The 3,974-nt window shown below is 75.7% G+C and carries 3 protein-coding genes; all 3 read left to right on the forward strand.

The window, feature by feature from the left end; translation table 11 throughout:
* Positions 1–472: 472 nt before the first annotated feature.
* A complete protein-coding gene (locus AOK18_RS17410) occupies positions 473–1,543 on the forward strand; it encodes an alcohol dehydrogenase catalytic domain-containing protein (RefSeq protein WP_055574780.1) in 1,071 nt (356 codons plus the stop codon).
* Positions 1,544–1,640: 97 nt separating this feature from the next.
* The gene (locus AOK18_RS17415) at positions 1,641–2,246 is read left to right on the forward strand and encodes an Rv1733c family protein (RefSeq protein ID WP_055694978.1); all 606 of its coding nucleotides are present in this window, start codon (positions 1,641–1,643) and stop codon (positions 2,244–2,246) included.
* Between the two features lie 225 nt (positions 2,247–2,471).
* A partial coding sequence (locus AOK18_RS17420) for a SulP family inorganic anion transporter (RefSeq protein WP_055694979.1) occupies positions 2,472–3,974 on the forward strand: 1,503 nt, incomplete at its 3' end.

Raw genomic sequence — 3,974 nt, forward strand, 5'->3', positions numbered from 1 at the left:
CGGGGGCGGCCGCCCCCGCCGGGTCCGGTTCCGCCGACACGGTGGAGGGGAGGGCTGCGAGCACGAGCGCGCCGAGCGCGGCCAGGGCCGCCCGCCGTGCGGACCGGCCATGTCTGTGGACCATGCGGTGATCTCCTTCGGCGTGGGGTGAAGCTGCCGCAGAGCCTCAGGTCTTGCCCGTGGCGCGCGTCGCGATGTCACCGGCGGCCCGCTTTCGCGCTTTGGTGACGCCAACGGGCGCCAAGTGCAGTACCGCGTACGGCGCCGGTGCGGGGACCCGCTCCGCGCACGCCGGGCCGCGAAGGGGGACGGCCCGGGTCCGGCGGCGGGCCGCGCGGATCCGCTCCGGTGCGCTCAGACTGGAAGGGCAGGGCCGGACCGCGGATCCCCTCCCGGAGACCCGGCCGCCACAGGCGGGCGCAGGTTCGCCCGACGCCGAAGCCCGCCGGAACCGAGAAGGGTGAGGATCGGCATGAAGGGCTACGTCTTCCACGGCCCCGGGCAGTCCGCCTGGGAGGGGGTGCCCGACCCGGGCCTCAAGGAGCCCACCGACGCGATCGTGCGGGTCGACGCCGTCAGCGTGTGCGGAACGGACCTGCACATCCTCGCAGGGGACGTCCCGGAGGTGCCCCCCGGGACCGTCCTCGGGCACGAGGCGGTCGGCGAGATCGTCGAGACCGGGAGCGACGTCCGCACCGTGCGCCCTGGGGACCGCGTCCTGGTGTCCTGCATCACCGCGTGCGGGCGGTGCCGCCACTGCCGCGCCGGACGGTACGGCCAGTGCCGGGGCGGGGGCGGCTGGATCCTCGGCCACCTCGTCGACGGCACCCAGGCCGAATACGTCCGGGTCCCGTACGCCGACCTCTCCGTGCACCCGCTGCCCGGCACGATCGGCGACGAGGACGCCGTCCTGCTGGCCGACGTCTTCCCCACCGCCTACGAAGTGGGCGTGCAGCTCGGCTGCGTGTGCCCCGGGGACACCGTCGTCGTGGTCGGCGCCGGACCCGTCGGGCTCGCCGCGATCATCACCGCCCGGCTGTTCGCCCCCGAACGCGTCGTCGCCGTCGACGCGTCCGCGGCCCGGCTCGAGTCCGCCAGGGAGCTGGGCGCCGACGCGGTGGCCGAGGCGGACGAGGACCCGGGGCAGCTGGTCGCGGACCTCACGGACGGGGCCGGTGCGGACGTGGTCATCGAAGCGGTGGGCCGCCCCGAGACCTTCGAACTGTGCACCCGCATGGTGGGGGCCGGCGGACACGTGGCCAACGTGGGCGTGCACGGCGGCCCCGCCACACTGCACCTCGAGGACCTGTGGAGCAAGAACGTCACCCTCACCACCGGGCTGGTCGACACCCGCTCCACCCCCACCCTGCTCCGGATGGCGGTGGCCGGCCGGCTGCCCGGCGGGCGGCTGATCACCCACACCTTCCCGCTCGACCGCATGCAGGAGGCGTACGACGTCTTCGGCAACGCCGCCGAGACCGGCGCGCTCAAGGTCGTCCTGGGCGGAGAACGGCGTGAGGTCGTCCCGGCGTACGAGGTCTGACGGCGGCCCGGCGCACCCGGCCCGGCGGCCGCTGCACCGGAGCCTTCAAAGCCCGGTGGCGGACTCCCGAAGGAGCGGCGCGAGGAGGTGACGGCCCATGGGAAGGGCCCGTGGCGCGCGGCCCCGCCGGGTGCGGCTGTGGCGCTGGCGGAGCAGCCCGCTGCGCCGCCGCAGTGACGTGATCGAAGCCTGGCTGCTGCTCGCCGTCCTCGTCCTCACCCTGGCCGCCGGGGCGGTCGCCGGCCTGGCGGCGGCGGGGGCGGTGGACCGGGCCCTCGCGGAACGCCGCGCGGAGTCCCGCACCGCCCCCGCCGTGCTGACCCAGGACGCGGCCGACGCCCCGCCCTCACCGGTGACCGAGGACGGCAGCGGGGACGGCCGCGTGTGGGTGAAGGTGCGGTGGACGGCACCCGACGGCACCGGCCGCACGGGACGGGCCGAGGCCGGCCCCGGGGACAGGAAGGGCGACGTGGTCACCGTGTGGACGGACGACGCGGGACGTCTCGTCCCCGAGCCCCCCGGTGGGGCGGACGCGCGGTTCCAGACGGTCATGGCCGGCCTCACGGTCGCCGGCGCCGCCGGGGGGACGGTCGTGACCGGCGGATGGCTCGTCCGGTCCCGGATACGGCGACGGCGCTCGGAGGAGTGGGAGGCCGAGTGGCGGCGGGTCGAACCGTCGTGGCGACGGCGGATGAGGGGGTGACCGGCTGACGGACCGGCCGCCGGAACGCCGGTGAACCGGCACGCCGACGGCCGGCCGGGCCGTGCCGGGGACCGCTTCTCCCACCGTGATCATTCATGTGATCTGCGCAATTGCAAAATTTAGCAATTGCGTACATGCTTGAAAGCGTGTTCGTCGTCGCGGGCCACCCGGACCGCGCCGTCACCGCGCGGCGGCGTGTCGTGACCGCCGGGAAGTCGAGGGTTCGTGTCCGTACCGCTGTCGCCCGCCGGAGCCCGGTCCCGCCTCGCGTCCCTGCTGCCCGGCCGGGACGACCTCGGCCAGATGCGCCGCAACCCGCGCCGGGACCTGCTCGCCGGTCTGACCGTCGCCGTCGTCGCCCTGCCCCTCGCGCTCGGCTTCGGAGTCTCCTCCGGACTCGGCGCGGAGGCCGGGCTGGCCACCGCCGTGGTCGCCGGCGCGCTGGCGGCCGTGTTCGGCGGCTCCAACCTCCAGGTCTCCGGACCGACCGGCGCGATGACGGTGGTACTGGTGCCCATCGTCGCCGACCACGGCCCCTCGGGCGTGCTCACCGTCGGACTGATGGCGGGCGCGATCCTGGTGGCGCTGGCGCTGCTCCGGGCCGGCGGCAGCATGCGGTACGTGCCCGCGCCCGTGGTGGAGGGCTTCACCCTCGGCATCGCGTGCGTGATCGGACTGCAGCAGATCCCGAACGCCCTCGGCGTGTCCGTCCCCGAGGGGGAACGGGTCCTGGTGGTGGCCTGGCGGGCCTTCGGGGAGTTCACCCGCGCCCCCGACTGGACCGCCGTCGCCCTGGCGCTCTCGGTGGCCGCCGTGATGCTGCTCGGGGCGCGCCGGAGGCCCGCCGTGCCCTTCTCCCTCCTCGCCGTGATCGCGGCCACGCTCGTCGTGCAGATCGGCGGACCGGACGGGGTGCGGTCCATCGGCGAACTCCCCTCCGGCCTGCCCGCCCCCTCGCTCGCCTTCCTCGACGCCGGCGCCCTCCCTGGCCTGGTCGCGCCCGCCGTGGCCGTGGCGGCGCTGGCCGCGCTGGAATCACTGCTGTCCGCCTCCGTCGCCGACGGCATGACCGTCGGACAGCGGCACGACGCGGACCGCGAGCTGTTCGGGCAGGGCGTGGCGAACCTGGCCGCGCCGCTGTTCGGCGGCGTCCCCGCGACCGGAGCGATCGCCCGCACCGCGGTCAACGTCCGCAGCGGGGCCACCTCGCGGCTGGCCTCGCTCACCCACGCCGCCGTCCTCGCCGCGATCGTCTTCGCGGCGGCCCCGCTGGTGTCGAAGATCCCGCTCGCCGCTCTGGCGGGCGTCCTGCTGGCCACCGCGGTCCGGATGGTCGAGGCCGGCTCGCTGCGCGCCATGGCCCGCGCCACCCGCTCCGACGCGCTGATTCTCGTCCTGACGGCCGGCGCCACCCTCGTCCTGGACCTCGTCCTCGCCGTGGTCATCGGCCTGGCCGTCGCGGGCCTCCTCGCGCTGCGCGCCGTAGCCCGGCAGGCACGGCTCGCACCGCTGGCGCTCGACCGGGGCGACCACACCGAGGAGGAGCACCGGCTGCTCGCCGAGCACATCGTCGCCTACCGCCTCGACGGGCCGCTGTTCTTCGCCGCCGCCCACCGCTTCCTGCTGGAACTGACCGAACTCGCCGACGTGCGCGTCGTCATCCTGCGCCTGTCGCACGTGAGCGTCGTCGACGCCACCGGCGCCCTCGTGCTCAAGGACGCGGTGGCC

Origin of the sequence: Streptomyces prasinopilosus, from assembly GCF_001419695.1 — a bacterium.
Taxonomy (GTDB): domain Bacteria; phylum Actinomycetota; class Actinomycetes; order Streptomycetales; family Streptomycetaceae; genus Streptomyces; species Streptomyces prasinopilosus.

Excerpts from the sequence above, each read along its gene's own strand:
- AOK18_RS17410 (WP_055574780.1), top strand. The coding sequence starts at position 473 with ATGAAGGGCTACGTCTTCCACGGCCCCGGGCAGTCCGCCTGGGAGGGG.
- AOK18_RS17415 (WP_055694978.1), top strand. The coding sequence starts at position 1,641 with ATGGGAAGGGCCCGTGGCGCGCGGCCCCGCCGGGTGCGGCTGTGGCGC.